1 protein-coding gene is annotated in these 2606 nt (G+C 44.5%); it reads right to left on the bottom strand.

What is annotated here, in order from left to right; all coding sequences use genetic code 11:
* Positions 1–94 precede the first annotated feature (94 nt).
* On the bottom strand, positions 95–1834 hold the full coding sequence (locus tag AC5JMF_RS32925; protein WP_495799907.1) for a group II intron reverse transcriptase/maturase: 1740 nt from the start codon (positions 1832–1834) through the stop codon (positions 95–97).
* Positions 1835–2606 lie beyond the last annotated feature (772 nt).

Below are 2606 nucleotides of genomic sequence, written 5' to 3'. Positions count from 1 at the left end.
GGGTGGCCGCCGAGAGGTAGAGTCGAGGGGAATGTTGCCATTCCACCCCTCTCTTCCGAAACCGTGCTTGCGATTATTCACCGCACACGGCTACTCAATGTGCAATCCTTTTGTCATTAACAGACTTCTGACTGCCGTCAGCAGCAGTTTTTTCATCGTGGCAATGTCGATGTAATAGCTGAAGATTAACCCACTCGTCTTTTCCTCCTTGAGAAAGTGGGATTTTATGGTCAACCTCCATTACATTTCCTGAAAGAAAGTGCAATCCGCACCAAGCGCACTTACCTTGTTGTTGTTTTAAAAGTATCGCTTGTCTGTTAGGTAGTTCAGGATGTCTGCCTAACCTTGTACTCCAATAAACTAAGTCGCCGTCATAGGGACTTCTATCACCTTTTACCAACACATAGTTGTTGCTACTACTCGCAAATTCTGTGTGTAAAATTAGCTTTTTAGGGTCATCCCCCTTTGTCGCAAATACCCAATTTCTATCGCCGATTGGTCGCCAATATAGATAATGGGCTTTCTTGACATTAAGAGTGCGACGTTTTGCCCATCTCCGAAGTTTTAAATATGTCAGATTATCCTGTCTGGATAACTCTCCTACAGTGCCAATATCCGAGACTTTATAATAAGAACTCCATCCACTAATTACAGGATTGAGGTCTTTAATAAGTGCCTCTTGTGGCGATAATCTGTGCATTTTAATAAGGAGAGCAATTTCTCGCTGGTGCCTTAAAGTAGCTTTCTTTGATGGGGTGATGAGTGTATCAAAACCCAACTTTCTACCGTGATTATCTTCATCACTACGATATTTGCCCCGTGGGAATTGTTGAATATGATGACCAAGAAAGTCAAATCCAGCTATCCCATCTTCACTTAAATTGGGGTCGAGTGTATGAGCTAACCGGGTTTTGGAAGGTTTTAATTGTAAACCAACGCCAGCTAACCACTCGGAAATTACAGTCTTGTTTTCGTGCAAAAGTACGAAATCATCAGCGTAGCGGATGACACCAATAGAACGGCGTTTCTCCATTCTGCTTAACTGTTTATAGGCTAAGTTTTCAACGTAATCCTTAACCACCGTTTCTAATCCGTGCAAGGCGATATTCGCTAATAGTGGCGATACAATACCACCCTGTGGTGTACCAATGGATGTGGCATTCCATACTCCTTTATCTATCACTCCCGACTTTAACCAGGCTTTGATTTGTCGCCTGAATCCTGGGAAAGTGTTTAATTTTCGGAGGAGTTCGTTATGATTAATACAATCAAAACATTGAGATATATCCGCATCGAAGACATATTTAGCCTTAGTTTGGATACAGTTTTTGATGTGCTTGATTGCATCCTGGCATGACCTGCCTGGTCTAAATCCGTAGCTTCCTGCCTCAAATCGAGCTTCCCACTCTGGTTCTAAAGCAGCCTTGACTACGGCTTGGAGAGCGCGGCTTTCAATTGTGGGTATTGATAGTGGGCGTTTTTCTTGGCTTCCGGGTTTGGGTATCCAAACTCTACGGGTAGGCTTGGATTTACCTGTTAGCTTTAATTGCCCTACCAATTCTAAGCGTGCTGCTGGGGACAATGATTTCACACCGTCCACTCCTGCCGTCTTTTTACCTTGGTTTTCGACTGTTACCCGACGTACCGCTAATACTCGGTTAGACCACGACCTCATCAGTGTCTTTTGAAGTTTGCGGAGCCGTTTGACATCACCACAACGTGAAGCAGCATAGATGCGCTTTTGCAACTTGAAAACATATCTCTCGACTTTTCGCCAATTAATACTTTTCCATCCCTCTGTCTTCAGCATTGAATCAGATTTAGGCTTATTCATTGCTACTTGTACCTCTAGCTTTTGGCACATTGTGGTTCACGTCAGCATATCCCGGACATTACTCCATCCCTTTTCAGGCGTTGACCGTTGTTTCGGTCTGGGCATTAGCTTCTTGAACCATCCTTCCCTTCCTTCCGCTTATAAACAGACTGTTTTACCTGTTAATCGACCATAACAGGGGCAAAAGGGAGGATTACTTCGTTCCTGATATCCATTGGTTTGAGTCTTTAGGGTATGTCTTTCCACCGGGGGTCTAGGTAGTGCGCTAACTCGTTGCGTAGAAACTGTTAGACCTTACCCTTGCCGGATGTTCCCAGCCCAGGGTGTGACCGAATCACTTGCTTATTTCCCCTGGTCAATTTTGACGGTGGCTCAACGACATTTAGCCTGCTCTACCCCACGATTCTCCTTCACAATATATATTGTGTTAGCTCGCTTATAGAACTCTTGCTTGCGGAGGGCGTTTTCAGCAATTATCGCCTTTGACCGCTTCCATCCCCGCTTTACGAACAGAGGTAGTCAATATCTTCCGTAGGGGCTACCATTACTGGTAGTTTATGCGCTTTCAACCCCGCACCAGGGCGGTAGGACTTGGGTTCAAATCACCTCACCTACATGGATATCAAGTTGTCATCAGTAAAGGATTAAAGTGCGAACTCTACCCGATTGGGTTACTTTACTGAAGCCTGGAATCCCCCCAAAATCTGGGTTTCTCCAGAACGAATCGCACTACCTGCAAATTGGGACACGTTGTAAAGTTTTGTAAAGAAAT

The organism is Desmonostoc vinosum (assembly GCF_059505385.1).
Note: the sequence above shows the minus strand (reverse complement) of the source record. Positions and strands in the feature narration are given on the sequence as shown.